Origin of the sequence: Kitasatospora sp. HPM-01-4, from assembly GCF_051374625.1 — a bacterium.
In the GTDB taxonomy this organism is placed as follows: Bacteria; Actinomycetota; Actinomycetes; order Streptomycetales; family Streptomycetaceae; genus Kitasatospora.
Window position 1 is genome coordinate 2,037,011 of record NZ_JBPQGP010000005.1, and the last position, 24,901, is coordinate 2,061,911.

Consider the following 24,901-nt stretch of genomic DNA (forward strand, 5'->3'; position numbering starts at 1 on the left):
GCCTCCGGGGTGCGGGGCCCTGCCCGGTGTCAGTCGCGCAGGCCTTCACGGACGCGGCGGGAGACCGCGAACTCCTGGAGGTCGAGGGTGCCGGGCGGTTCGGCGATGCCGGGGCCACCGGCCCTTACCCATTCGGTTATCTCGTCCAGCATGTCGTCGGCCAGTACCCAGCCCAGCCAGACCGGGCGGCCGCCCGCCAGCCGTCCGGCCGGCGAGGGGCTGACCACGACCACATTGGAGTGGTCGCAGGCGTCCAGGCACGGCACCGCCCGTACCCGGCCGGCCTCGCCGACGCCCTCACGCAGCCGTACCAGCTGCGCCCCGTGGTCCACATCCGGGTGCCTGGCCGTGGTCCCGCAGCAGCAGCCCCGGCAGACCGTCACGGTGCAGCCCGCTTCGGCGCCGGAGGCCTTCGCGCCCCCGGCGCCCTTGCCGGTGCCGGGTGCGGCCTGGGCGGCGGATTCCCTACGGGTGCTGCGACGAGCCATCAGTTTCCTTCCGACAGGGCCCGCCGCCACGCCGGGTCGCGCGGTGGCCGCAGGCCGTTGAGACCGACGATCGCGGTGGACTCCCCGTGCCCGGCGACGCCGGTCGGCACACGGCAGCGCGCCGGCCGGGTACCAGGTCACCGGAGCGGCGACGAAGCCCCCCACGAGCACCAGATTCTGCCCCACCGGCCGCCCGGCCCGCCGGTGACGGCGGAGCGGGCAGCCCCGCCGGGACCGCGGAGCGCCCGGCCGCCGGCGCCGTCCCGTTCACCGGGACGGACCAGCGCGGTGCCGCCGGCCTCCGGCCCGGTCGTCGGTGAGCGCCGGAGCGACCGGCTCTCCCCCGTCCGCTTCGCCGCGCGGTCCGGCGCGCCGGTGCTTATGGTGACCACATCGCCAGACTCCGCCCGCGTCTCCAGCGGTTGCGAACGGCGCTGCCGCCGGGGCGGAGCGACCGAGGAGGATTAAACCGTGATCACAGCACGTGACGTCATGCACGCCGGAGCCCAGTGCATCAACGCCGACGAGACCCTGGACAAGGCCGCCAAGCTCATGCGTGACAAGGGCGTCGGCGCCCTGCCCATCTGCGGCACCGACCAGAAGCTCAAAGGCATCATCACCGACCGGGACATCGTCGTCCGATGTATCGCCGAGGGCAAGGACCCGGCCAAGATGAGGGCCATGGACCTGGCCGGCCATCTGCACTGCGTCCGCGCCGACGACGACATGGACACGGTGCTGAAGAAGATGGAGCAGCACCAGATCCGCCGCATCCCGGTGATCGAGAACGAGCGGCTGGTCGGCATGATCAGCGAGGCCGACCTGGCCATGGGCCACCGCGAGGGCCAGCGTCTCACGGACAAGCAGATCATGGACTTCATGGACAGCGTCTACGTGAACCGCTGACGGCACCGCCCGCCGGGAGCGTCACCCGAAGGCCCGTTCGGCCGCGCCGGGTGACGCTCTTTCGCTGCGCGCCGCCCCGGCGGCCCGCCGGTGTCCCCAGGGCGTCACACCGTGGCGCGGGCGGCCGCCCGTCCGGCGATCCGGCCGGAGAACAGGCAGCCGCCGAGGAAGGTCCCCTCCAGGGAGCGGTAGCCGTGCACGCCACCGCCGCCGAAGCCCGCCGCCTCCCCCACCGCGTACACGCCGTCCAGCGGCGTGCCGTCCGCTCGCAGCACCCGTGCCGAGAGGTCGGTCTCCAGCCCGCCGAGCGACTTGCGGGTGAGGATGTTGAGCCGTACGGCTATCAGCGGACCCGCCTTCGGGTCGAGCAGGCGGTGCGGCGCCGCGGTGCGGGTCAGCCGGTCGCCCAGGTAGCGGCGGGCGCCGTGGATGGCCGTCACCTGGAGGTCCTTGCTGAACGGGTTGGCCATCTCGCGGTCGCGCGCCTCGATCTCGCGGCGCAGTTCGGCCTCCTCGATGAGGGGCTGGTCCGTCTTCGCGTTCATCCCCCGCACCAGTTCGGACAGGGTGCGGGCGACCACGAAGTCCACGCCGTTGCGCTTGAACGCCTCGACCGGCCCCTGCGCGCCCGACCGCGCCCGGCCGAGGACGTCCCTGACGCTGCGGCCGGTGAGGTCGGGGTTCTGCTCGGAACCGGAGAGGGCGAACTCCTTCTCGATGATCTTCTGGGTGAGCACGAACCAGGTGTGGTCGTAGCCGGTGGTCATGATGTGTTCGAGCGTGCCCAGGGTGTCGAAGCCCGGGAACAGCGGTACGGGAAGGCGCTTTCCGCGGGCGTCCAGCCAGAGCGAGGAGGGGCCGGGCAGGATCCGGATGCCGTGGCTCGGCCAGATCGGGTTCCAGTTCCGGATGCCCTCGGTGTAGTGCCACATCCGGTCACCGTTGATCAGACGGCCGCCGGCCGCACCCGCGATCTCCAGCATCAGGCCGTCCACATGCGCGGGCACACCGGAGAGCATCCGCTCCGGCGGCGTGCCGAGCCGTGCGGGCCATGCCTTGCGGACCAGGTCGTGGTTGCCGCCGATACCACCCGAGGCGACGATCACCGCCTGCGCGCGCAGCTCGAAACTCCCCGCCACCTCGCGTGAACTGGCCTCGCCGCGCGCGACGTCGCTCGGCGCCAGCACCTCGCCGCCGACGGTGTCCGTCACCCCGGCGCTCGCCGACAGCGCGGTGACCCGGTGGCGGAAGCGCAGGTCCACCCGCCCCCGGGCGGCGGCCGCCAACACCCTTCTGGCGAACGGCTCCACGACACCCGGACCGGTCCCCCAGGTGATGTGGAAGCGGGGCACCGAGTTGCCCGGGCCGCTGGCCAGCAGCCCGCCGCGCTCGGCCCAGCCGACCACCGGGAAGAACCGGATCCCCTGCGCGCGCAGCCAGTTGCGCTTCTCACCCGCCGCGAAGTCGACGTACGCCTCGGCCCAGCGGCGCGGCCAGTGGTCCTCGGTGCGGTCGAAGCCGGCCGTTCCGAGCCAGTCCTGCCAGGCGAGTTGGTGCGAGTCGCGGATCCGCATCCGGCGCTGCTCGGGCGAGTCCACCAGGAAGAGGCCGCCGAAGGACCAGTGCGCCTGGCCGCCGAGCGAGGCCCTGGGCTCCTGGTCGAGCAGGATCACCTTCCGTCCGGCGTCGGCGAGTTCGGCGGTCGCCACCAGGCCCGCCAGTCCGGCTCCGATGACGATGACGTCGGCGTCCAGTGCCATGCGGCGATCCTCCGGAGATCGGCTGGGGCCCAGCAGGCGGGTGGGGCCGGGTGGTCCGATCCTGCGCCCTGGGCCGCCGCCGGTCAACCGGTCGGTAACAAGCCCTCGGCGCTTTTCGCTCCACGGCGTATCCGAATTAGATATCCGCTCCACCTCGGAGCGAAATTCGGTGATTTCCCGACGGGGATTCAGGAATCCATCCGGTTGAATATCTGGACAATCTGTTAACGCGTCAGTAACTTACCAAGCGGTAGCCGGAAACATCCCCAGCGCCGGCCGCCCCCACCCGACCCCCTGTTTCTCTCCCCCAGGAGGAACCCGTGCTCCGCCATGCCCTGAAGCGCACATCCGCCCTGATCAGCGGTGTTCTCGCAGCCGCCGCGCTCACCGCCTTCGGCGCTCCGGCCGCCCATGCCTCCACCGGCCTCAACTACGTGGCACTCGGCGACTCCTACGCCGCAGGGGCCGGGGTACCAGGCCAGTCCGCCGGGCTCTGCCTGCGCTCCGACCACAACTACGGACACCTGGTCGCCTCCGCCCTCGGCACCACCGGCTACACCGACGTGACCTGCGCGGCCGCCAAGATCAAGGCGATGACCTCACCCCAGTACGACCTCTTCATCCGGGTCAACGACCCCCAGCTCGACGCGGTGAAGGCCGACACCGACCTGGTCACCCTCGGCATCGGCGGCAACGACCTGGGCACCTCCGACATCGGCATCGGCGACGTCATCGCCACCTGCATCGCCGGCGCGGTGATCAACCCGTTCGGCACCCCCTGCCACGACCACTACGCCGACGGCCACTGGGACTTCACCACCTGGTCCTGGCAGTACGGCGAGGACACCCTGGTCGACCGCATCAACGCCGCCGCCCCGCAACTGGCCGACACCCTCCGGCGGATCCACACCAAGGCCCCCAACGCCAAGGTCCTGCTGGTGGGTTACCCCGCCGTCCTGCCCGACAACGAACGCGACTGCCTCGGCCGCCAGCCCGTCACCACCGGCGACGTCGCCTACCTGCACGGCATCCTGGGCAAGCTCAACACCATGCTCGCCACCACCGCCGCCGCCAACGGCGCCACCTACGTGGACACCTTCACCCCCACCAAGGGCCATGACGCCTGCTCCACCGACCGCTGGATCGAGGGCGCCCTCCCCGGCTCCCCCGCCGTGCCCTTCCACCCCAACGCGACCGGCGAACGGGTGATGGCCAAGGCTGTACTGGCGGCGCTCGGCCGCTGACGGGGCCACAAACCGACGAGCGGGTGGGCCCGGGAGATCTCTCCCGGGCCCACCCGCTCGTCATCACGGCGAAGGAGCCGGCCAGGCGGTGCGGCTTCCCCGCACCGTGGGGCCGCCCTACTCGGTCTCGCTGGCCGCCGGGACCGGCTCGCGCACGCCGGCGGACCACTTCTGCTCGACCTTGCCGAACTTCCAGAAGGCGAGCGCCCCGGCCCAGGTGACCACGAAGAGGCCGACGATGGCGTAGCCGACCAGGTTGAGGTCGAGGGAGGCGATCCAGCCGATCGGGCCGGTGGTGATGTCGAACTTCTCGCCGAGCAGGCCGATCAGTTCGACCAGGCCGATCACCAGGGCGACCAGCACGGACAGTCCGGTGACGGTGAGGTTGTAGTAGATCTTGCGGACCGGCTTGGAGAAGGCCCACTCGTAGGCGAAGTTCATGAACGAGCCGTCGATGGTGTCGAGCAGGCTCATCCCCGCCGCGAACAGGACGGGCAGCACCAGCAGGGCGTACCAGGGCAGCGAGAACGCCGCCGCGCCGCCGGCCAGGACCAGGAGCGAGACCTCGGTCGCGGTGTCGAAGCCGAGACCGAAGAGCAGGCCGACCGGGTACATGTGCCAGGGCTTGGTGACGGCCCTGGTGACCCGGCCGAGGATGCGGTTCAGGAAGCCGCGCTTGTCGAGCTGCTTCTCCAGCTCGGCCTCGTCGAACTCGCCCTGCCGCATCCCGCGGAAGACCTTGAGGATGCCGTTGAACGCGCCGAGGTTGATCAGGCCGATCAGCAGCAGGAAGGTGCCGGAGACGCTGGTGCCGATCAGGCTGGTGACCTGGTGCAGGTTGGAGTCATCGGCCTCGACCTGCCCGGCCAGCGAGCGGATGCCGAAGGCGAGCAGGGCGCAGAGGCCGAAGACGATCGAGGAGTGCCCGAGCGAGAACCAGAAGCCGACCGAGAGCGGCCGCTTGCCCTGCCCCATCAGCTTGCGGGTGGTGTTGTCGATGGCCGCGATGTGGTCGGCGTCGAAGGCGTGGCGCATGCCCAGGGTGTAGGCGGTCAGGCCCATCCCGGCGCCGAAGACCTGGCCGCCGACGTCGTAGTGCCTGGGGGCGATCACCGCGAGCACGGTGAACCAGCCGATGACGTGCAGCGCGAGGACGAAGCCCCCCATACCGGCGAGGCGGATCCATTCGTCCCGGGTGAGCCGGCCACGCAGACGGCTTGGCGCAGACATGAAAGGGGTCCTCTCCGAGTGACAGCGCGGTTGAGCTGGGTCATCCTTCCCCCTACCGGTGCGTATTTGCAAGTCATGTGCAACTGCTGGCGGACCGCACAGTAGCCGGGATTTCCCCCACCGAACCCCGGCCGGCACTTCCGTTCGCGAACGGCCGCCGGGCGGGGGAGTTCCGCGGCCACCGGGAACGCCGCGACCGCCCCGGGCGCCACCACCCGGGGCGCCGAGGCGAACTGACGGCCGCTCCCCGACCGGCCCGGGCCACCGCGGACCGGCCACCGCCTGTCATGGAATGTGGCGAAGTGTCCACTATTGTCTAGTTCCGCTCGCCGGACGATGTGGACACTGACCCCTCGGGAGGCCCCGCCATGCAGCACCCCGCCTCGTACCCGTACTCCACCGTCCGCGAGGACCGGCGCATCCCGCTCGCGGACGGCGTGGAGCTGTTCGCCCGGATCTGGCGGCCGGTGACCGGGGAACCGGTACCCGCGCTGCTGGAGTACCTGCCGTACCGGCTCGGTGACTGGACCGCGCCGCGTGACGCCCAGCGCCACCCCTGGTACGCCGGGCACGGCTACGCGAGCGTCCGGGTCGACATCCGGGGACACGGCAACTCGGGCGGGCTGCCCGGTGACCAGTACTCCGAACAGGAGACCGCCGACGGTGTCGCCGTGGTGGAGTGGCTGGCCGCGCAGCCGTGGTGCTCCGGCAGGGTGGGGATGCTCGGGCTCGGCTGGGGCGGCTGCGCCGGCCTGCAGATCGCGGCCAGGGCCCCCGAGGCACTGAAGGCCGTGGTGACCGTCTGCGCCACCGACGACCGCTACGACAACGACGTCCACCACGTCGGCGGCTCGCTGCTGGCGGTGGGCGCGCACTCCCGGTCGGCCGCCATGCTGGCCTTCACCGGACGGCCGCCGGACCCCCGGTACGTCGGGGACGACTGGCGGCGGATGTGGCTGGAACGGCTGGAAGCGGTGGAACCGCTGATCCACCCCTGGCTGGAGCACCAGATCCGGGACGGCCACTGGCGGCACGGCAGCGTCCGCGAGGACTACGGCGCGATCGAGGCCGCCGTACTGGCCGTCGGCGGCTGGGCCGACCCGTACCGGGACACCGTGCTGCGACTGGTGGAGCACCTGGACGCGCCCGTGCGCGGGATCATCGGCCCGTGGTCGCACCAGTACCCCGACCTCGGTCTGCCGCCCGGCCCGGCGATCGGCTTCCTCCAGGAGACGCTGCGCTGGTGGGACCACTGGCTCAGGGACATCGACACCGGGGTGATGAGGGAGCCCGCGCTGCGCAGCTGGATGAACGAGTCGGTGCCGCCCGCCACGCTCTACGCCAACCGCCCGGGGCGGTGGGTGGGCGAGGGGTCCTGGCCGTCGCCCGACGTGCAGGAGATCCACTACGGCCTGGACGAGGCGCTGCGGACGGCCGGGACGCCGTCCGACGACCGCTTCGTCCACGTCCGTTCACCGCAGCACACCGGGATCGACGCCGGACGGTTCCTCCCGCGCGGGAAGGCCGCCGACCTGCCGCCCGACCAGCGCGAGGAGGACGGACGCTCGGTCTGCTTCGACTCTCCGCCGCTGCCCGATCCGGTCGAGATCCTCGGCCGGGCGCGACTGCGGCTGCGGGTGCGGTGCGACGGCCGGCACGGGCAGGTGGTCGCCCGGCTCTGCGACGTGGCGCCGGACGGGTCCTCCACGCTGGTCACCCGCGGGGTGCTCAGCCTGACGGCGCGCCACGGCTTCGACGATGTGGCGGAGTGGACGCCGGGGGCCGTGGAGGACGTCGGCTTCGAGCTGGCCGGGATCGCGCACGCGTTTCCGGCCGGGCACCGGATCAGGCTGGCGCTGTCCTCCGCGTACTGGCCGTGGGTGTGGCCGCAGCCCTGGGCGGGCGGGTTCGAGGTGGACCCCGGGCACAGCGTGCTGGGGCTTCCGGTGCGCCGTCCGGTCTCCGACGCCGCCGCGCCGGTCGCCTTCGAGGCGGCCGAGCAGGCGGTCGGCCTGGACGTGCACATCGCCGAGCCGCTCGTCGCGCGGCCCGAGCGGCAGGTGGTCCACGACCTCGCCACCGGGGAGTGGCGCCTTGAGGACTACCCCGACCAGGGCGGCTCGCGCATCTATCCGGACGGGCTGGTCCATGACGAGCACGCGGTGGAGGCGTACCGGATCCTGCGCGACGACCCGCTCAGCGCGGCGACCCGCTCGGACTGGACGATCCGCCTGGAGCGCCCGGACCTCGGCTGGGACGTCACCGTCCGCTCCCGCTCCGAAATCACCTGCGACGCAACGCACTTCACGGCCCACAGCCACCTGAGCGCACTGGAGGGCGGTTCGGTCGTCTTCGAACGCGACTGGGAGCACAGGGTCCCGCGTACCGCCTCGTGAGCCAGTGGGGCGGCGGCCCCAAGGTCCGGGGAAGCGCGCGGACGGCCTCGCACCGCGGTGGCCGTCCGTCCGCGCGATCGCCGCGCCCCCGGCGGTTCAGACGGTCCGGACGGTGACACCCGCCGCGCGGAGGGCCGCCGTCTCCTCGTCCGGGGCCGTGTCATCGGTGATCACGGCGTGCAGGGCGGCGGCCGGGACGACATGGGCGAGCGCGGTGCGGGAGAGCTTGGCGGCGTCCGCGACGGCGATGACACGGCGGGCCGAGGCGATGGCGGCCCGCTTGACCGCGGCGTCGGCCAGGTCGTAGGCGGTCAGCCCGTCCGCGGCGTTGAGCCCGCAGCAGCCGATGACCGCGGTGTCGAAGCGCAGTGCGGCCAGCGAGGCCTCGGCCAGCGGGCCCGTCAGACCGAGCTCACCGGGGCGCGGCTCCCCGCCGGGCAGCAGCAGCTTCAGCCGAGGGGCTCCGACCAGCGCGTTGACCGCGTGCAGGGACATCGGCATGACGGTCAGCCGACGCTCGCGCAGGGCACGGGCCACCTCCAGGCAGGTGGTGCCGCTGTCGAGGACCACCGACTCGCCGTCGGCGATCAGTGCGGCCACCTCGACGGCGATCCGCCGCTTGGCCTCCGGCCCCTCCTGCGCCCGCAGCGCGAACGGGGGCTCCTCGCCGCGCAGCAGCAGACTCCTGGCCCCGCCCCGGTAGCGCTCCAGCACCCCCTGGTCGGCCAGGACCTCCAGGTCGCGCCGGATGGTCATCTCCGACGCGCCGGTGAGGCCGGCCAGCTCCGCCACGCTCAGCTGTCCGCGTCCGCGTACCGCCTCGGTGATCTGCCGCAGTCGATCCGTACTCGCCATGGTCCGATTGAACACCAGCGCTGTTCTTTCCTCAAGCTTTCGAACACGAAAGATGTTCGATATGTTCGCAGACATGGAGAGAACGCTGCGGACCGCCCGGCTGGCCACCTTCGCCTTCTTCACGCTCAACGGCTTCGTCATGGGCATGTGGATCGTGCACATCCCCACCGTCGAGCACCGGGTCGGCATCAGCCACGCCGTACTCGGCTGGCTCCTGCTGCTGCTCGGCGGCGGAGCCTTCGCGGGCATGCAGCTGGCCGGTCCGCTCGCCGACCGCTTCGGCGCCCGCGCGGTCGTACCGCCGAGCGCGGCGCTGTGCAGTGCGGCGCTGATCCTGCCGGCGCTGGCCGGGCGGGCCTGGACGCTGGGCGCGGCACTGCTGGTGCTCGGCTTCGGCAACGGCTGCCTGGACGTCAGCATGAACACCCATGCCGTCCAGGTCGAGCGCGGCTACGGGCGGCCGGTCATGTCCGCCTTCCACGGGGCGTTCTCGATCGGCGGCGTCCTCGCCGCACTGGCCGGTGCCCAGGCCCTGAGCCGGGGCTGGAGTGCCACGGCGACGCTCGCCGGGGTGAGCCTGTCAGGCCTCGCCGTCGCGGCACTCGCCGCGCCCGCGCTGCTGCCTCCCGAGCCCGCTCCCGCCGAGCCCGCCGGACACTCCCCCGCAGGCACCCGGCGCGGGACGCCACCACGGATCTGGGCGCTGGCCGCCCTCGCGCTGATGCTCATGCTCTGCGAGGGAGTGGCCAACGACTGGAGCGCACTCCACCTGCGGGACGTGCTGGACGCGCCCGCCGCCACCGCCGCCCTCGCGTACGGCGCCTTCGCCACCGCCATGACCACCGGACGCCTGCTCACCGACCGGGTCGCCGGCCGCATCGGCCCGGCCGCCGTGGTCCGCCACGGCGCCGCGCTGGCCGCGCTCGGCCTGACGGCGGCCGCGCTCTCCCCCTGGATCCCGCTCGCCCTGCTCGGCTGGACCCTCTTCGGCCTGGGCCTCTCCGGCTGCATCCCGCAACTCTTCAGCGCGGCAGGCCACTTCGACCGGGAAGCGGCGGGTGCCAACGTCTCCCGGGTGGCCGGCCTCGGCTACCTCGGCATGCTCGCCGGTCCCGCCGTCATCGGACCACTGACCCACTTCATCCCGCTCAACCTCGCCTTCTTCCTCCCGGTCGCCTTCTGCGCCACGGCGGCCGGCGCGGCCCGCCTGCTGCGCCCCGCGCCCGGGACGGCCGACTGACCTGGCTCCCCGACCGGCCACGGCGGTGCACATCAACAGCTGTATCCGCCAAGGCCTTTGGCATAAGCACAGCAAAATCTTTGCGTAGCGTCATCCCAACCTATGGACGGACCGGAACCTGAGCTGATTGGGTGTCGGCGCTCAGATCGCACGCAGTTCCGCCCCTCCCCACCCCCTCACCCAGGAGCAGACGCATGCGCATTCGCCCGCTCAAGGCCGCCGCCCACGCCCTGGCCGCGGTGGCCCTGGCCGCGCTCGGCACCACCTCGCTCGCCGCCGCCACCGCCGAGGCGCAGCCGGCCCCGGACGCCGCCCACTACGGCGTCAAGCCGCTGGCCCACCGCACCGGGCAGCTCGCGCCGGCCGCCGCCTCCGCCGACACCCTGCAGGTCGGCTCCAGCGCCAGCCAGGGCGTGGTCTCCCCCAACCCCAAGGTCTACCTGGTCTTCTGGGGCTCGCAGTGGTCCTCGGACCCCGCCGGGGTGGCCACCGACATGCAGAGCCTGTTCAAGGGCCTCTACGGCGGCAAGGACACCTGGGGCACCATCCTCGACCAGTACTGCGAGGGCGTCGCCAAGGGCACCGTCACCTGCGGCACCAAGGGAATCCACGTCAACCACCCGAGCTCCTCCCCGCTGGGCGGAGTCTGGTTCGACAAGTCCGCCGCCGCGCCGGGCAGTGCGACCGCCGCGCAGATCGCCTCCGAGGCCGGCAAGGCCGCCGCCCACTTCGGCAACACCACCCAGGCGCCCAACCTCAACGCCCAGTACGTGGTGCTCTCCCCCACCGGCACCCACCCGGACGGCTTCCCCAACTCGGGCTTCTGCGCCTGGCACGACTACACGACCACCGCTTACGGCAAGCTCGCCTACACCAATCTGCCGTACATCCCCGACAGCGGCGCCGGCGCCTGCACCACCTTCACGGACGGCCGGCTGCTCTCGGGCATCGAGTCGACCGAGACCCACGAGTACGCCGAGACCGTCACCGACTTCTGGCCCAGCATCGGCTGGAACGGCGGCGGCGGTGAGATCGGTGACGCCTGCGTCCAGCTCGACGCGTACGTCCCCCTCAGCACCGGCACCTTCGACCTCCAGGGACTCTGGTCCAACAGCGCCGACAAGTGCGTGACCCACGGCTGACGCCGGCCCACGGTGGCCTCCCCCTCGACCGCGGGGGAGGCCACCCGCCCGCGGGGGGACCGTGGGAGTGTCCGGCAATTCCCGGCCATCCAGGCCGATTTGCACACCATTTCCACCGGCGGCCCGTCGCCCCGTCGATTCACGAGTGCCTGGATACGCTCTCGATGTCGCGTGATCCACAGCCACTCACCAGCATCGGGGCCCGGATGTCCGACAGCGATCGGCAAGGAAAGCCGAGAACCACCACCACGGGAACCAGGCGCGCGGTCAGGGCGGCCGCGACGGCACTCGCGGTCACCACGGCCGGCGCCGCCCTGACCTGGACGGCGGTCCTGCTGACCGGCGAGAGCGCCGACGCGGGGCCGCTGGCCCCACCGCCGCCCGCCTGCTCCTACCTGCCCACCGGGAGCGGGGGGTCCGCCCGGCTCCCCTCCTTCGACGCCGCGGCCGCGGCCCGGCCGTACACGGCCACACTGGTCACCAACCGGGGAACCGTCACCTTCGAGGCCCTGACCGGCCGTGCGCCGTGCGCCACCAACTCCTTCGCCTTCCTCGCCGGGAAGAAGTACTTCGACGGCAGCCGGTGCCACCGCCTGACCACCAAGGGAATCTTCGTCCTGGACTGCGGGGACCCCACCGGCCAGGGCGCCGCCGACCCCGGGTACTTCTTCCGGGACGAGAATCTGGCCGACGCCGCCTACCCCGCCGGCACCGTGGCGATGTCCAAGGTGGTGCCCGGGCAGAACGGCAGCCAGTTCTTCATCAGTTACGCCGATCCCGAGCTCCGGATGCCGTCCGAGTGGACCCCCTTCGGGAAGGTCACCAGCGGCCTGGACGTCCTGAAGGAGATCGCCGGGAACGGGACGGCGGACGGATCGACCGACGGAAGGCCCAAGGACCCGGTCGTCATCGAGTCGGTGACGGTACGGCAGCACGCGGCCGACTCCCCGGCCCGGAGCACCGGTTGACCGAAGCGCGCGGGGTGCCGGCCGATGTGGCCGGCACCCCGCGCGCCTGTTCCGGCGCCGCTTTAGACCGACCGGCAATAGGGCCCGCGGCGTCGCGTGCCGATAGCTCTCTCCCTCCTTGCCCGCCATCGGGCGGGGGTACCCCCGGCCGAAGGCTGGGGGCGAGGGGCCCTTGAACGCACATCCCTCGTCGCGCGCAGCGCCGCTGCGCTCTCTTCCCCCAGCCTGGCGGCTGGGGGTGCCCCCGCACGATGCACGCCCAGACTCGGCTCTCGACCCTCCCCCAGCCTTCGGCCGGGGGGACCCCCTCCTTCACCCACGCTCCCTATCGCCGGGCGGTCTTGTCCGCGCGGTTGAGCAGTACGAAGCCGTCCTGCTCGGCGGCGGTGCGGTACCCGTGCGAGCGGGCCTGCCCCAGGGCGGTCTGCTCGTCCGCCACGCTCAGCGGCCACCGCTTGTCCAACGGCATCCGGGTGTCCACCATGATCCACTGGGGGTTGGGCCGGCTCGCGCCCCAGCCGAAGAGGCTGACGCTGGTGCGGCCGGTGAGCTGGGGCACCAGGAAGGTGGAGGCCTGGACCGTGGCCCCGTCGGGGATGAGGTCCATCAGGCGGTGCGCCACGGCGACCCGGGGATCGGTCCGCCAGGTGGCCGGCTGGACCAGCTGCCAGAAGGGGAACTGCGGCAGGATCAGGAGGCTGATCGCGGCGCAGCCCGCGAGATGGCGGCGCACGCCCGCCGGGTGGGAGCATTGCCGGTTCAGGGCGTCGACGAAGGCCGCGAAGACGATCGGCATCAGCACCAGCGAGTAGTGGAAGCCGGTGCCCCAGTGGAAGGCGTTGCCCGAGGCGAAGCGCCACAGCAGGGTGGGCAGGGCGGCCCACAGCAGCGGGGAGCGCAGCGCCAGGAACAGGGTCGGGGCCAGCACCAGCAGCAGGGTGGTGACCTTGGTCTCCGGGGTGATGAGGCCGATCGTGCCCTTGAACAGCAGATCCGCCATGCCGCCCCCGCCGCCTCCCGGGCTGCCGGGCAGGAACCAGTGGGCCATCACCCCGTCCGGACTGAGGAGCGACAGGACGGTCACCCCCAGCAGCGTCCCGGTCAGACCGGCCACGGCGGTGACGGCCCCGAGCCTGCGCTCGCCGCGCCGGACGATCAGCAGACCGATCACCGCCACCGTCACCCCGAGGTCCTCCTTCACCAGCAGCAGCGGCAGCGCCCAGTACGCCGCGGCGCGCGGCCGGCCGCTCCCGAGCGCGCTCAGTGAGCAGGCGAGCAGCGGAACGGCGAAGGCCACCTCGTGGAAGTCGTAGCCGACCCCGCTCGCGATGCCCCAGGAGAGCCCGTAGCACAGACCGACGACCGCGGCGGCCGGCGAGCCCAGGGTGCGGCGCGCCCAGCAGGTCAGCGGAAGGACACTGGCGGCGATCAGCGCCGCCTGCGCCGCCAGCAGGCACATCGCCGACGGCCACAGCCGGTAGAAGGGGGCCAGCAGGGCGAGCACCGGAGAGAAGTGGTCCCCGAGGACGGGGAAGCCCGGCGCCTTCAGCTCGGAGACCGGCAGGTGGCCCGCCGCGTAGGAGCGGACGGCCTGTTCGAAGATGCCCAGGTCGTAGCTGTTGGAGCGGATCCGCTGGTGGATGCGGAGGGACACCAGCAGGTAGACGAGGAACAGCGCCGCGGCCATGGCCCAGATCCACCAGGCGGGTCGGGCGCCGCGTTCGAGGGACGGCCCGGGGGACTGCTCGGGCGCCGGCCGTCCCTCGGAGGCTGCCTGCTGCGGTACCGACGTGGTGCCGCCGGCGGGGGGTGCCTGCATGACTTCGCCTTCCGGAGTCTGCGGTTTTCCCCTCAAGATGCCAGTAATCGGACATAGCTGACTCGACGTCATTTTCCGGCCGGGCAGATTCCTTCCAATGGCCGTGCGCTCACCGCGTAGGTCATATGACCGCCATGCCGCCGTGGAGCCCGGTCATCCGCCGCCGGGGCACGAACCCCCCTCCGCCCGATGGCGGTTGGCAGCGCGATCCGGCCCAGCGCTCCTCGTGCGCGGGCGCCGCTCCCCTCGGTTGCCGCACCCCGGCGCGCCTGCCCGGGAACTCGTGCGCCCCGCAGTCCGACTGCTGTGGTGTGGCAGCAACAGAACCGGGCACCCGCCCTTCCGTCCTCCTGCTGGGCTTCGCCCTGCTCCTTCTCGTCGTCTTCCTCGGCGCCTTCGCGGCCGGCCGGGCCGCGGGGCCGGTCGCCCCCGGCCTGTCGCCGGGCAGCAGCGGCCCCGGCGGCCCGAGCGATCGGATGCCCGGCATGGACGGGCACGACATGGGGGCGGGCCGGTGACCGCGCCCCTGGAGACCGGTGAACTCACCACCACGGACCTGACCGTCGGCGGGATGACCTGCGCGGCCTGTGTCGCCCGGGTGGAGAAGCGGCTGGCCCGGATCGAGGGTGTGACCGCGGGCGTCAACCTGGCCACCGGCCGCGCCAGGGTGGTGCATCCGACCGGGGTCGGCACGGCCGAGCTGGTCGCGGCGGTCGAACGCGCCGGCTACACCGCAGAGCCCGTTCCCGACCACGGCGCCGCCGCCACCCCCGCCGAACCGGCCGAGGACCTGCCGCGCATGGTGGTGACGGCCGTGCTGGCGGGTGTGGTCATCGTGCTGTCGATGGTGCCATCGCTCCAGTTCCGGGCCTGGCAGTGGGTCTGCTTCGCGCTCGCCCTGCCGGTGGTCGGCTGGGGCTCGTACGGCTTCCACCGCCGCGCCTGGCAGGGGCTGCGGCACGCCACCGCCACCATGGACACCCTGGTGAGCCTGGGCGTCCTGGCCTCCTTCGGCTGGTCGGCGTACGCGCTGTTCCTGGGCGGCGCGGGCGAGCTCGGTATGCGGATGCCTGTCTCGCTGACCGCCGGCGGCGGCGCGGCGCACGTCTATCTGGAGGCGGCGGTCGGCGTTCCGGCGTTCGTTCTGTGCGGCAGGACGCTGGAGGGCCGGGTACGGCGGCGCAGCGGGTCCGCACTGCGGGCGCTGGCCGAGCTGGGGGCGAAGGAGGTCTGCGTCCGCGGCGCGGGGGGTGAGCGGCTGATCCCGGTCGAACAGCTGCTGCCGGGGCAGGAGTTCGTGGTCCGGCCGGGCGAGAAGGTGGCCACCGACGGTGTGGTCGTGGAGGGCGGTTCGGCGCTCGATCTGAGCCTGCTGACCGGGGAGAGCGTCCCGGTCGAGGTCGGTCCGGGCGACCGGGTCGCCGGGGCGACCGTGAACGTGGGCGGCTCGCTGCTGGTCCGGGCCACGGCGGTCGGCGCGGACACCCAGCTCGCCCGGATCACCGCCCTGGTGGCCGAGGCCCAGACCGGCAAGGCGCGCGCCCAGCGGCTGGCGGACACCGTCGCCGGGGTGTTCGTCCCCTGTGTGCTGGCGGTGGCCGTGAGCGTCCTGGGCTTCTGGCTCGGGGCCGGGGCCGACCCGCAGGCGGCGGTGACGGCGGCGGTGGCGGTGCTGGTGGTCGCCTGCCCGTGCGCACTGGGGCTGGCCACCCCGACCGCCCTGCTCGCGGCGACCGGGCGCGGCGCCGAACTGGGCGTCCTGGTCCGGGGACCCGAGGTGTTGGAGAGCCTGCGCCGGATCGACACCGTGGTCCTGGACAAGACCGGCACCCTGACCGGCGGACACATGGAGCTCACCGAGACCGTCACCGTTCCCGGTGAGGCGGCGGACGAGGTGCTGCGCCTCGCGGGGGCCGTCGAGCACCACTCCGAGCACCCGATCGGCCGCGCGGTCGCCGCGGCGGCCCGCCGGCGCTGCGGGTCCGAACTGCCCGGGGCCGCCGGCTTCACGGCCGTTCCCGGTGTCGGCGTCCAGGGCACGGTGGACGGGCGGAGCGTGCGGGTCATACGGCCTGACGACGCCTCGGGCCTGGCGCCGGTACTGCGGGACGCCCTGGGCCGGGCCGAGTCCGACGGCCGGACGGCCGTCGTGGTGGAGCTGGACGGCCGAGCGGTGGCGGTCCTGCTGGTCGGCGACCGGCTGCGGCCCGGCAGCTACCGGGCGGTGCACCGGCTGCGCGGGATGGGCCTGGAGACCGTACTGCTGACCGGCGACCGGCCGGGCGCGGCCCGCGCCGTCGCCGAGTACCTGGGCATCGGCGAGGTGCACGCCGGCGCCTCACCGGAGCGCAAGGCCGAGGTGGTCGCCGAACTGCGCGCGGCGGGCCGCACGGTGGCGGTGGTCGGCGACGGCGTCAACGACGCGATCGCACTGGCCTCGGCGGATCTGGGCATCGCGCTCGGCTCCGGCACCGACGCGGCGATCGGCGCGGCGGGGCTCACCCTGGTGCGCGGCGACATCGAGGCGGTCGTCGACGGGGTACGCCTGGCCCGGCGCACCCTGGCCACCATCCGGGTCAACCTCCTCTGGGCCTTCGGCTACAACGCCGTCCTGCTGCCGCTGGCGGCCCTCGGCCTGCTCAACCCGATGCTCGCGGCCGTCGCCATGTCGGCCAGCTCGCTCCTGGTGGTCGGCAACAGCCTTCGTCTGCGGACCTGGCAGCCGGCCCCCGGCCGGGCCGACACCACCGCCCGGAGGACCCGATGAGGCGGGCCGCGCTCCCTCCCCTGGCGGCGGCCGTCGCGTCCCTGGTCCTGCTGTCCGGCTGGACGGCGTTCGGCGGCGCGGGCCGGGACCGGCCGGTGCGGGCCGAGCCGGGCTGGATCCTGGTCCCGACCGGCGGCGGACCGACCGCCGCCTTCTTCACGGTCCGCAATCCCGGTGACGTACCCGACGAGCTGACCGGAGTCGGCTGGGACCGCCCGGGCCGGCCGGCGCTGAAGGAGCACCGGATGGCCGGCGCCACCGGCAGTTGGGCCTACTCCCCGGCCGTGACCGTGCCCGCCCGGGGTGAGCTGGCCATGTCGCCGGAGGGCGCGGACATCCTGATATCCGACCCGCCGGCGCTGCGCCCCGGGCAGTGGGTGGAGTTCACGCTGCACTTCCGCCGCAGCCCCGAACTGCCGGTCCGCGCCCGGGCCGTCACCCCCGCCGAACTCGCCGGCCTCCTGGACCGGTCCACGGGCTGACCAGGCCTGCCCGGCCGTCCCGGGTACGGTGGAGCGGACAACCCGGAACGAGGGAGGGCACGTTGGGAGACATCAGGCAGGCCCGGGAGAGCGACCACGGCGCGCTGGTCGAGTGCGTCCGCAGCTGGTGGGGCGAATCCCGGACCCCGCAGCAGGCCCGCGAACTCTCGTCGCTGCTGCCGAAGTTGTTCCTCCAGCACTTCGCCTGCACCAGCCTGGTGCAGGAGGGCCCGGACGGGATCGAGGGCTTCCTGGTCGGCTTCCACTCCCAGGACCACCCGGACCAGGCGTACATCCACTTCGTCGGGGTCCACCCGGAGCACCGGGGCCGGGGGGTGGCCAGGGAGCTCTACACCCGCTTCTGCGCGGGCGTCCTGGCGGCGGGGCGCCACCAGGTGCGCGCCATCACCTCCCCGGCCAACCTCGGCTCGATCGCCTTCCACCGGGCGATGGGCTTCACCCCGGACCCGGGCGACGGCGAGGTCGGCGGCGTCCCGGTACAGCTCGACCAGGACGGCCAGGCCCGGGTGGCCCTCCGGCTGGTGCTGGAGCGGGGCCGCGGCGGTGCCCCACTCGGGTGAACATCCGTCTTGAGATGTAGTCGGGCTGCATCGCGCGTCGCACCGGCGCGCCGGATGAATCGTCCTGGCGCCGCTCGTGGCCGCGGACCTCGGGAAATAGCGTTGGACTGCCCCGACAGTCCCTCCCCCCGAGGACCAACCCATGATCGAAGCCGTCGGCCTGAGCAAGCGCTACGGCCCCAAAACCGCCGTCCACGACCTGAGCTTCACGGTCCGCCCCGGCGCCGTCACCGGCTTCCTCGGCCCGAACGGCGCCGGGAAGTCCACCACCATGCGGATGCTGCTCGGTCTGGACACCCCGAGCTCCGGTCATGCCACCCTCAACGGCCGGCGGTACGCCGACCACGCCGCCCCGCTGCACGAGGTCGGCGCGATGCTGGAGGCACGCGCGGTGCACACCGGCCGCAGCGCCTTCAACCACCTGCTCGCGCTCGCCGCCACCCACGGCATACCGCGCCGCCGGGTGGAGGAGGTGGTCGACCTGGTCGGGCTGCGCCAGGTCGCCCGCAAGCGGGCCGGCGGCTTCTCGCTGGGCATGGGCCAGCGCCTGGGCATCGCCTCCGCGCTGCTCGGCGACCCGGCCACGCTGATCCTCGACGAGCCGGTCAACGGGCTCGACCCCGAGGGCATCCTGTGGATCCGCAACCTGCTCAAGTCCCTCGCCGCCGAGGGCCGCACGGTGCTCGTCTCCTCGCACCTGATGAGCGAGATGGCGCTCACCGCCGAGCACCTGATCGTGATCGGCCGGGGCCGGCTGATCGCCGACACCTCGGTCGAGGAGTTCACCCGCCAGGCCTCCAGCGGCAAGGTGCACGTCCGCACCCCGGACGCCGAGCGACTGGAGAAGCTGCTGCGCGACCTGCCCGGTGTCGAGGTGGCGGCCGAGGAGGGCGCGGAGGTCCTGGAGGTCTCCGGCGCCGAGAGCGAGCGGATCGGCCGGCTGGCCGCCGAGCACGGCCTGGTGCTGTTCGAACTGACCCCGCAGCAGGCCTCGCTGGAGGAGGCGTTCATGGAGCTGACCAGGGACGCCGTCGAGTACGAGGCCACCGTCACCACCACCGCACCGGCCGAGGAGGCCGCGGCATGAACGAGCGAAGCGAGCGAATGATGAAAAGGCGCGTGTTGCGCGAAGCGCCCACCGAGCGCGGCGGGGTGGACGCATGAACGAGCGAAGCGAGCGAATGATGAGAAGGTGCGTGTTGCGCGAAGCGCCCACCGAGCGCAGCGAGGTGGACGCATGAGCGCTGCCACCGCCACCGCGATCCCTGCCAAGGCCGGCGCCGGCCGGGTCACCCTGCCCCGGGTGGTCCACTCCGAGTGGATCAAGTTCCGTTCGCTGCGCTCCAGTTACATCACCCTGGCGGTGAGCGTGGCGCTCACCGTCGGCTTCGGCGCGCTGTTCTGCTGGGCCACCATGAGCCGCTGGGACCACCTCCCGGCCGAGGAGCGGGCCCACTTCACCCCGGTCGAGCACAGCCTGCGCGGCTACTTCATGGCGCAGATGGCGATCGGCGTGCTCGGCGTCCTGGTGGTCACCGGCGAGTACTCCACCGGCATGATCCGCGCCTCGCTGTCCGCCGTGCCCAAGCGGCTGCCGGTGCTGTGGGCCAAGACCGCCGTGTTCGGCGCGATCACCTGGGTGGTCGCCACCGTCTCCTGCCTGATCGCCTTCTTCCTCGGCCAGGCCATCCTGGCCGGCAAGCACCTGGATACCACGCTCTCCGCGCCCGGCGTCACCCGGGTGGTCCTCGGCATGGGCCTCTACCTGACCGCCGTCGGCCTGCTCGCCGTCGGGATCGGCACCCTGATCCGCAATACCGCCGGCGGCATCGCCGCGGTCTTCGGCACCCTGCTGGTCCTGCCGCTGCTGGCCGAGGCGCTGCCCAGCTCCTGGCAGGCCGACATCGTCCCCTACCTGCCGAGCAACGCCGGCCAGGCCCTCGCCACCCTGCACCAGGGCCCGCACGACCTGGCCCCGTGGACCGGCTTCGGCGTGATGTGCCTGTACGTCCTGGCGGCCCTGATCGGCGCTGCCGTCGTGCTCAAGCGGCGCGACGCATGACGGTCCGTACCGCCGGCTGGGAGAGAATGGCGCGATGACCGGCCTCGACCAGACCTCCGCAGCCCCCGGGGCGCGCCGCACCGGCGCGGCCCGGGGGCTCGCCGGGTTCGCCAGGTTCGCCGGGTTCGCCAGGCTCTCCGGGCTCGCCGGAATCACCGCCCGGCTGCAGGAGCAGCTCGGGCGGCTGCGCGGGCGGATACTCACCGAGCGCTACCCCACCCTGGTCGACTTCGGCTGCGCCCTCGTCCTGCTGCTGGTCACCTCGGCACCCCAGCACCTCTTCCTCTCCGCGCACCCGTGGCTGTGGGCGCTGCAGATGGGCCTGGTCCTGCCGCTGACCTTCCGCCGCCGGGCACCGTTCGCGGTCTTCGGCGTCACCGCGGCCGTCGCCTTCGTGCAGTGGCTCACCGCCTGGGGCATGCCCGCCGACATCGCCCTGCTGTACGCGCTCTACACCGTCGCCGCGCACTGCCGGCGCCGACGCACCATGATCGCGTATGCGGTCGCCGAACTCGGCGTGGTCCTGGCGGTGCTGCGCTGGACGCCGGTCACCGAGCACGGCGGCAGCACGCTCGCCCTCTCGGTCAAGATCTTCGTCATGCTCTCCGGCACCGTCACCGCGGCCGCCGTGATCGGCCTGAACGTCCGGGCCAGACGAGCCCAGCTGGCCGCCCTGCGGCAGCGCGCCCACGACCTCGAGCGGCAGCGCGACCAGCAGGCGGCGCTCGCGGTGGCCGAGGAGCGCTCCCGGATCGCCCGGGAGATGCACGACATCGTCACCCACAACCTGTCCGTGATGGTCGCCCTCGCCGACGGCGCCGTCTACGCCAACGCCCACGCCCCCGAGAAGGCCACCGCGGCGATGCGGCAGTCCGCCGAGACCGGCCGCCGCGCCCTCACCGACATGCGGCGCTTCCTCGGTGTGCTGCGCTCCGACGAACCCGACGCGCTGCGCCACCCGCAGCCCGGCATCGCCCAGCTCACCGCGCTGGTCGAGCAGGTCAGGGCGGCCGGGCTGCGCACCGAGCTGCACCTGGGCGGTGACCACTCCACCATCTCGGCCGGCGCCCAGCTCACCGTCTACCGGCTGGTCCAGGAGTCGCTGACCAACACCCTCAAGCACACCGCCCCCGGCGCCACCGCCAGGGTCCTGGTGGCCTGCGGCCCGTCCACCGTCACGGTCGAGATCCGCGACAACGGGCTCCCCAGGCCCCACCGCGGCCATTCGGCCCCGCTCGGCCACACCGGCCAGGGGCTGGCAGGCATGCGCTCACGAGCGGCCGCCTACGGCGGCGAGCTCATCGCCGGCCCGCTGCCCGGCGGCGGCTGGCGGGTGGCCGCCACCCTCGTGCTGGACGACACCGCGCTGGACTCCGCCGCCCCCGCCACCGACGGCGCGCCCGCCGTCACCGCCGACGACCCGCAGGAGCCGAACCCCCGATGACCATCCGAGTCCTGCTGGTCGACGACCAGCCCCTGCTGCGGGTCGCCTTCTCGCTGGTGCTCGGCTCCCAGCCGGACATGGAGGTGGCCGGAGAGGCCGAGGACGGCGCCGAGGCGGTGCGGCTGGTCGCCGAGGGCCGGGTCGACGTGGTCCTGATGGACGTCCGGATGCCCGGGATGGACGGCATCGAGGCCACCAGCCTGATCGTCGCGGCCAACCCCGACACCAAGGTCCTCATCCTCACCACCTTCGACCTGGACGAGTACGCCTTCGCCGGGCTGCGCGCGGGGGCCTCCGGCTTCCTGCTCAAGAACGCCCAGCCGGACGAACTGCTCGCCGCGATCCGCTCGGTCGCCGCCGGGGACGCGGTGGTCGCCCCCCGCATCACCCGCCGCCTGCTGGACACCTTCGCCTCCCAGCTGCCCACCGACGGCGGCCACCGGGCCCGCGCCGAGGAGGTGGTCGAGGTCCTGACCGCCCGCGAGCGCAGCGTCCTGGTGCTGCTCGCCCGAGGCCTGTCCAACGCCGAGGTCGCCGCCGAGCTGAACCTCGCCGAGGCCACCGTGAAGACCCACGTCAGCCGCATCCTGCTGAAGCTCGGCCTGCGCGACCGGGTGCAGGCCGTGGTCTTCGCCTATGAGAACCGCCTGGTGCTCCCGTCCTGAGGCCGGCCGGAGTTCGGTGCGGTGGTCGTGGCCGAGCGTGGTGAGCGCGGCGGAGAGCACCGAGGCTGGCGGCGGGGTGGTGGAGCTGCCGGCCACCAGCCGGCAGCCGAGGGTGTAGAGCGGCACCCCGGCCAAATCGCTGGACTGCCTGCCGTAATGCCGTAATGATCCCGATATGTCACACACCGCGCGAAGCTTTGACGATCTGGTGGCCGAGGCGGAATCCGTCCCGGTGGAGGGCTGGGACTTCTCCTGGCTGGAGGGCCGGGCGACCGAGCAGCGGCCCTCCTGGGGGTACCAGCGGTCGATGGGCGAGCGGCTGGCCCGCGCCTCGGCCGCACTGGACATCCAGACGGGCGGCGGGGAGGTCCTGGCCGGGGTGGGCAGGTTCCCCCGGCTGATGGTGGCGACCGAGTCCTGGCCGCCCAACGTCGCCAGGGCCACCAAGCTGCTCCACCCGCTCGGGGTCGTGGTGGTCTCCGATCCGGACGAGCCGCCGCTGCCGTTCGCCGACGAGGCCTTCGACCTGGTGACCAGCCGGCACCCGGTGACCGTCTGGTGGGAGGAGATCGCCCGCGTCCTGCGGCCCGGCGGGACGTACCTGGCCCAGCACGTCGGCCACTCCAGCGTCTTCGAGCTGGTGGAGTACTTCCTCGGCCCGCAGTCCGAGGAGGTCCGGCGCGGGCGCCACCCCGAGAGCGCCCGCGAGGGCGCCCAGGCCGCCGGCCTGGAGGTGGTGGACCTGCGGTTCGAGTCGCTGCGGACCGAGTTCCTCGACATCGGCGCGGTGGTCTACTTCCTCAGGAAGGTCGTCTGGATGGTGCCCGGCTTCACCGTGGCGGAGTACCGGGACCGCCTCAGGGAACTGCACGAACTGATCGGGCGCGAGGGGCCGTTCGTCGCCCACTCGACCCGGTTCCTGATCGAGGCCCGCAAGCCCTGGCACGCGTCGGCCTGAACCGGCGTACGGCCCGGGGCGCGGCGCCCCGGGCCGTACGCGTGCGTCAGGCGAGCGCCACCAGGTCCAGGTACTCCTCGCTCCACAGGTCCTCGGTGCCGTCCGGCAGCAGCAGGACCCGGTCCGGCCGCAGCGCCTCGATGGCCCCCTCGTCGTGCGTCACCATGACGATCGCGCCGGGGTACGAGCCGACCGCCGCCAGCACCTCGCCGCGCGAGGCCGGGTCCAGGTTGTTGGTGGGCTCGTCCAGCAGCAGCACATTGGCGCCGGAGTGGACCAGACCCGCCAGGGCGAGCCTGGTCTTCTCACCACCGGAGAGCACCCCGGCCGGCTTGCCGGCATCGTCGCCGCTGAAGAGGAAGGCACCGAGCACCTGGCGGACCTCGCCCTCGGTGAGGTGCGGCGCGGCGGCGGACAGGTTCTCACCCACCGTACGGGCGGGGTCCAGGGTGTCGTGCTCCTGGGCGAAGTAGCCGAGCCGCAGGCCGTGGCCGTGCACCACCCGGCCCGAGTCCGGCGTCTCGCGTCCGGCCAGGGTGCGCAGCAGGGTGGTCTTGCCCGCGCCGTTGAGCCCCAGCACCACGAGCCGGCTGCCCCGGTCGACGGCCAGGTCCACACCGGTGAGCACCCGTTGGTCGCCGTACGCCTTGGCCAGGCTGATCGCGCCGAGCGGCATCCGCCCGCAGGGGGCCGGTTCGGGCAGCCGGATCCGGGCCGTCCTCTCGGCCCGCCGGGCGGGTTCCAGCTCGGCGAGCATCCGGTCGGCCCGGCGCACCATGTTCCTGGCGGCGACGGCGGTGGCGACGTGCGAGCGCATCCGGTCGGCCTGGGTGCGCAGGGCGGCCGCCTTGCGTTCGGCGTTGGCGCGCTCGCGGGCGCGGCGCCGCTCGTCGGCCTGCCGCTGGGCGAGGTAGGCGTGCCAGCCGGTGTTGTGCACGTCGAGCGTGCTGCGGGCGGGGTCGAGGTGGAAGACCCGGTTGACGGTCTCGGCGAGCAGGCCGGTGTCATGGCTGATCACCAGCAGACCGCCCCGGTGCCCGGCCAGGAAGGTGCGCAGCCAGGCGAGCGAGTCGGCGTCCAGGTGGTTGGTCGGCTCGTCCAGCAGCAGCGTGCCGTGGTCGGCGAACAGGATCCGCGCCAGCTCGACCCGGCGCCGCTGCCCGCCGGACAGGACGCCGAGCGGCCGGTCCATCACCCGGGTCGGCAGTCCGGCCCCGGCGGCGACCCGGGCCGCCTCGGCCTCGGCGGCGTACCCGCCGCGTGCCTGGAACTCGGCCTCCGCGCGGGTGTAGGCGCGCATCGCCCGTTCCTGGCCGGCCGCTCCGGCCGCCTCGGCCATCGCCGCCTCGGCGGATCGCAGCGCGCCCACCGCCCGGTCCAGGCCGCGGGCGGAGAGGATCCGGTCGGTGACGGTGGTGGCCGGGTCGGCCTCACGGGAGTCCTGCGGCAGATAGCCGAGCGAGCCGGTGAGGGTGACGGACCCGGCGGCGGGCCGCTCCTGCCCGGCCAGGGTCCTCATCAGGCTGGTCTTGCCCGCGCCGTTGCGGCCGACCAGGCCGATGCGGTCGCCGGGGGCGATGTGGAAGGAGATGTCGGACAGCAGCAGACGGGCGCCGACGCGCACGTCGACACCGCGGACGGTGATCATGGGATAACGCTCCGAACAGGCAGAAGGACACACGGGTGGCGTGGAAGCGGGTCCTTGAGCTAGGAGATTCGGGGCGTCGACATGCGGGCCAGGGTAGCCGGGACCGCCCGGCGGCCGCATCCGCGTTTCGCGGGGCGCCGCCGGGCGGACCACCGGACCCTGACGGGACGCGGCGCGAGGGGTCGTGCGCCGCGACCGGAAGGTCCCGGCCGATGGTGCTCCTCCGGTCAACTCACCTGGGTGGCG

Annotated in this window: 21 protein-coding genes; 15 read left to right on the forward strand and 6 right to left on the reverse strand. The window is 73.2% G+C overall.

Features of this window, described 5'->3' with window-relative positions:
* Positions 1–29: 29 nt before the first annotated feature.
* A complete protein-coding gene (locus tag ACSMTC_RS08855; protein WP_436559105.1) occupies positions 30–488 on the reverse strand; it encodes a (2Fe-2S) ferredoxin domain-containing protein in 459 nt (152 codons plus the stop codon).
* A 471-nt stretch (positions 489–959) separates the two neighbouring features.
* Here ACSMTC_RS08855 and ACSMTC_RS08860 point away from each other — a divergent pair, with 471 nt between their 5' ends.
* Positions 960–1,394, forward strand: coding sequence for a CBS domain-containing protein (locus tag ACSMTC_RS08860; protein WP_436559106.1), 435 nt, complete (start codon positions 960–962; stop codon positions 1,392–1,394).
* A 104-nt stretch (positions 1,395–1,498) separates the two neighbouring features.
* Here the strand turns inward: ACSMTC_RS08860 and ACSMTC_RS08865 are convergent, their stop codons facing one another.
* Entirely contained in the window at positions 1,499–3,154 is a 1,656-nt protein-coding gene (locus tag ACSMTC_RS08865) for an FAD-binding dehydrogenase (RefSeq protein ID WP_436559107.1), read from the reverse strand.
* Positions 3,155–3,474: 320 nt separating this feature from the next.
* Between ACSMTC_RS08865 and ACSMTC_RS08870 the strand changes: the two genes are divergently transcribed.
* Positions 3,475–4,398, forward strand: coding sequence for an SGNH/GDSL hydrolase family protein (locus ACSMTC_RS08870; protein ID WP_436559108.1), 924 nt, complete (start codon positions 3,475–3,477; stop codon positions 4,396–4,398).
* Between the two features lie 117 nt (positions 4,399–4,515).
* On the opposite strand, the gene nicT is transcribed toward ACSMTC_RS08870, so the two are convergent.
* Positions 4,516–5,628 (reverse strand): Nickel transporter NicT, encoded by a 1,113-nt coding sequence (nicT, locus tag ACSMTC_RS08875; RefSeq protein ID WP_436559109.1) that lies wholly within the window; start codon positions 5,626–5,628, stop codon positions 4,516–4,518.
* 368 nt (positions 5,629–5,996) lie between these two features.
* Between nicT and ACSMTC_RS08880 the strand changes: the two genes are divergently transcribed.
* A complete protein-coding gene (locus ACSMTC_RS08880) occupies positions 5,997–8,024 on the forward strand; it encodes a CocE/NonD family hydrolase (protein ID WP_436559110.1) in 2,028 nt (675 codons plus the stop codon).
* Positions 8,025–8,120: 96 nt separating this feature from the next.
* Here the strand turns inward: ACSMTC_RS08880 and ACSMTC_RS08885 are convergent, their stop codons facing one another.
* Positions 8,121–8,879 carry a DeoR/GlpR family DNA-binding transcription regulator gene (locus ACSMTC_RS08885; RefSeq protein ID WP_436559111.1) on the reverse strand — a complete coding sequence of 253 codons (759 nt, stop codon included), beginning with the start codon at positions 8,877–8,879 and terminating at the stop codon, positions 8,121–8,123.
* A 73-nt stretch (positions 8,880–8,952) separates the two neighbouring features.
* Here ACSMTC_RS08885 and ACSMTC_RS08890 point away from each other — a divergent pair, with 73 nt between their 5' ends.
* The 3 genes from ACSMTC_RS08890 (at position 8,953) to ACSMTC_RS08900 (ending at position 12,229) form a co-directional block, all read left to right on the forward strand.
* The gene (locus ACSMTC_RS08890; RefSeq protein ID WP_436559112.1) at positions 8,953–10,119 is read left to right on the forward strand and encodes an MFS transporter; all 1,167 of its coding nucleotides are present in this window, start codon (positions 8,953–8,955) and stop codon (positions 10,117–10,119) included.
* A gap of 194 nt (positions 10,120–10,313) precedes the next feature.
* A complete protein-coding gene (locus tag ACSMTC_RS08895; RefSeq protein WP_436559113.1) occupies positions 10,314–11,261 on the forward strand; it encodes a hypothetical protein in 948 nt (315 codons plus the stop codon).
* A gap of 206 nt (positions 11,262–11,467) precedes the next feature.
* Entirely contained in the window at positions 11,468–12,229 is a 762-nt protein-coding gene (locus tag ACSMTC_RS08900; protein ID WP_436559114.1) for a peptidylprolyl isomerase, read from the forward strand.
* Positions 12,230–12,554: 325 nt separating this feature from the next.
* Here ACSMTC_RS08900 and ACSMTC_RS08905 read toward each other — a convergent pair whose 3' ends face one another.
* Positions 12,555–14,048: a DUF2079 domain-containing protein gene (locus ACSMTC_RS08905; protein WP_436559115.1), complete on the reverse strand. Its 1,494-nt coding sequence runs from the start codon at positions 14,046–14,048 to the stop codon at positions 12,555–12,557.
* A 311-nt stretch (positions 14,049–14,359) separates the two neighbouring features.
* Between ACSMTC_RS08905 and ACSMTC_RS08910 the strand changes: the two genes are divergently transcribed.
* The 9 genes from ACSMTC_RS08910 to ACSMTC_RS08950 all read left to right on the forward strand — a co-directional run bounded on the left by ACSMTC_RS08910 (position 14,360) and on the right by ACSMTC_RS08950 (position 23,007).
* Entirely contained in the window at positions 14,360–14,566 is a 207-nt protein-coding gene (locus tag ACSMTC_RS08910) for a hypothetical protein (protein ID WP_436559116.1), read from the forward strand.
* A gap of 53 nt (positions 14,567–14,619) precedes the next feature.
* The gene (locus ACSMTC_RS08915; protein ID WP_436564631.1) at positions 14,620–16,815 is read left to right on the forward strand and encodes a heavy metal translocating P-type ATPase; all 2,196 of its coding nucleotides are present in this window, start codon (positions 14,620–14,622) and stop codon (positions 16,813–16,815) included.
* Complete coding sequence (locus tag ACSMTC_RS08920; protein WP_436559117.1) at positions 16,812–17,297, forward strand: copper chaperone PCu(A)C; 486 nt, start codon at positions 16,812–16,814, stop codon at positions 17,295–17,297. Before ACSMTC_RS08915 ends, ACSMTC_RS08920 begins: the two co-directional genes overlap by 4 nt.
* A gap of 62 nt (positions 17,298–17,359) precedes the next feature.
* Positions 17,360–17,878 (forward strand): GNAT family N-acetyltransferase, encoded by a 519-nt coding sequence (locus tag ACSMTC_RS08925; RefSeq protein WP_436559118.1) that lies wholly within the window; start codon positions 17,360–17,362, stop codon positions 17,876–17,878.
* Between the two features lie 142 nt (positions 17,879–18,020).
* Complete coding sequence (locus ACSMTC_RS08930; RefSeq protein WP_436559119.1) at positions 18,021–18,965, forward strand: ATP-binding cassette domain-containing protein; 945 nt, start codon at positions 18,021–18,023, stop codon at positions 18,963–18,965.
* Between the two features lie 150 nt (positions 18,966–19,115).
* The gene (locus ACSMTC_RS08935) at positions 19,116–19,940 is read left to right on the forward strand and encodes an ABC transporter permease (protein ID WP_436559120.1); all 825 of its coding nucleotides are present in this window, start codon (positions 19,116–19,118) and stop codon (positions 19,938–19,940) included.
* Positions 19,941–19,974: 34 nt separating this feature from the next.
* Complete coding sequence (locus tag ACSMTC_RS08940) at positions 19,975–21,384, forward strand: sensor histidine kinase (protein WP_436559121.1); 1,410 nt, start codon at positions 19,975–19,977, stop codon at positions 21,382–21,384.
* Positions 21,381–22,049 carry a response regulator gene (locus tag ACSMTC_RS08945; RefSeq protein ID WP_436559122.1) on the forward strand — a complete coding sequence of 223 codons (669 nt, stop codon included), beginning with the start codon at positions 21,381–21,383 and terminating at the stop codon, positions 22,047–22,049. The genes ACSMTC_RS08940 and ACSMTC_RS08945 overlap by 4 nt, the downstream gene beginning before the upstream one ends.
* A 175-nt stretch (positions 22,050–22,224) precedes the next feature.
* Positions 22,225–23,007, forward strand: a complete 783-nt coding sequence (locus ACSMTC_RS08950; protein WP_436559123.1) for a class I SAM-dependent methyltransferase — start codon at positions 22,225–22,227, stop codon at positions 23,005–23,007.
* A 46-nt stretch (positions 23,008–23,053) separates the two neighbouring features.
* Here the strand turns inward: ACSMTC_RS08950 and ACSMTC_RS08955 are convergent, their stop codons facing one another.
* Positions 23,054–24,655 (reverse strand): ABC-F family ATP-binding cassette domain-containing protein, encoded by a 1,602-nt coding sequence (locus ACSMTC_RS08955; RefSeq protein WP_436559124.1) that lies wholly within the window; start codon positions 24,653–24,655, stop codon positions 23,054–23,056.
* Between the last annotated feature and the right edge of the window lie 246 nt (positions 24,656–24,901).

Excerpts from the sequence above, each read along its gene's own strand:
- ACSMTC_RS08950 (WP_436559123.1), top strand. The coding sequence starts at position 22,225 with ATGTCACACACCGCGCGAAGCTTTGACGATCTGGTGGCCGAGGCGGAA.
- ACSMTC_RS08940 (WP_436559121.1), top strand. The coding sequence starts at position 19,975 with ATGACCGGCCTCGACCAGACCTCCGCAGCCCCCGGGGCGCGCCGCACC.
- ACSMTC_RS08880 (WP_436559110.1), top strand. The coding sequence starts at position 5,997 with ATGCAGCACCCCGCCTCGTACCCGTACTCCACCGTCCGCGAGGACCGG.
- ACSMTC_RS08935 (WP_436559120.1), top strand. The coding sequence starts at position 19,116 with ATGAGCGCTGCCACCGCCACCGCGATCCCTGCCAAGGCCGGCGCCGGC.
- ACSMTC_RS08945 (WP_436559122.1), top strand. The coding sequence starts at position 21,381 with ATGACCATCCGAGTCCTGCTGGTCGACGACCAGCCCCTGCTGCGGGTC.
- ACSMTC_RS08915 (WP_436564631.1), top strand. The coding sequence starts at position 14,620 with ATGACCTGCGCGGCCTGTGTCGCCCGGGTGGAGAAGCGGCTGGCCCGG.
- ACSMTC_RS08855 (WP_436559105.1), bottom strand. The coding sequence starts at position 488 with ATGGCTCGTCGCAGCACCCGTAGGGAATCCGCCGCCCAGGCCGCACCC.
- ACSMTC_RS08920 (WP_436559117.1), top strand. The coding sequence starts at position 16,812 with ATGAGGCGGGCCGCGCTCCCTCCCCTGGCGGCGGCCGTCGCGTCCCTG.
- ACSMTC_RS08895 (WP_436559113.1), top strand. The coding sequence starts at position 10,314 with ATGCGCATTCGCCCGCTCAAGGCCGCCGCCCACGCCCTGGCCGCGGTG.
- ACSMTC_RS08905 (WP_436559115.1), bottom strand. The coding sequence starts at position 14,048 with ATGCAGGCACCCCCCGCCGGCGGCACCACGTCGGTACCGCAGCAGGCA.
- ACSMTC_RS08890 (WP_436559112.1), top strand. The coding sequence starts at position 8,953 with ATGGAGAGAACGCTGCGGACCGCCCGGCTGGCCACCTTCGCCTTCTTC.
- nicT (WP_436559109.1), bottom strand. The coding sequence starts at position 5,628 with ATGTCTGCGCCAAGCCGTCTGCGTGGCCGGCTCACCCGGGACGAATGG.
- ACSMTC_RS08930 (WP_436559119.1), top strand. The coding sequence starts at position 18,021 with ATGATCGAAGCCGTCGGCCTGAGCAAGCGCTACGGCCCCAAAACCGCC.
- ACSMTC_RS08955 (WP_436559124.1), bottom strand. The coding sequence starts at position 24,655 with ATGATCACCGTCCGCGGTGTCGACGTGCGCGTCGGCGCCCGTCTGCTG.
- ACSMTC_RS08900 (WP_436559114.1), top strand. The coding sequence starts at position 11,468 with ATGTCCGACAGCGATCGGCAAGGAAAGCCGAGAACCACCACCACGGGA.
- ACSMTC_RS08865 (WP_436559107.1), bottom strand. The coding sequence starts at position 3,154 with ATGGCACTGGACGCCGACGTCATCGTCATCGGAGCCGGACTGGCGGGC.
- ACSMTC_RS08885 (WP_436559111.1), bottom strand. The coding sequence starts at position 8,879 with ATGGCGAGTACGGATCGACTGCGGCAGATCACCGAGGCGGTACGCGGA.